The 242-nt window shown below is 48.8% G+C and carries 1 protein-coding gene; it reads right to left on the reverse strand.

From position 1 onward, the window contains the following. Positions 1-242, reverse strand: a 242-nt coding sequence (locus QMG93_RS35160) for a hypothetical protein (protein ID WP_281944543.1), incomplete at both ends; no start/stop codon positions are given.

The raw sequence follows: 242 nt of genomic DNA on the forward strand, positions 1-242 counted from the left end.
TTAAACGTACGAAGTGAAGAAGTGGTTGGAATCAATTGAATCTGGATTCCCAGTTTCTCTTCCAGTTCGTCCAACTGCTGCTGAAAGAAATCCAGCTGAGTTAATAGCAGACGAACGCAGACCTTGGAAGACATGGGGCATCCGGGGAGCCCTGTAGAGCGTTTGGCCGATTCGATTAAGGCTTTAGCGGCGCTCAGGCTCGCTCGTTTGAGCTTCTTTTTCCATTGAGAGACGATAAAGGC

It is taken from the genome of Paenibacillus tyrphae (assembly GCF_027925525.1).
In the GTDB taxonomy this organism is placed as follows: Bacteria; Bacillota; Bacilli; order Paenibacillales; family NBRC-103111; genus Paenibacillus_G; species Paenibacillus_G tyrfis_B.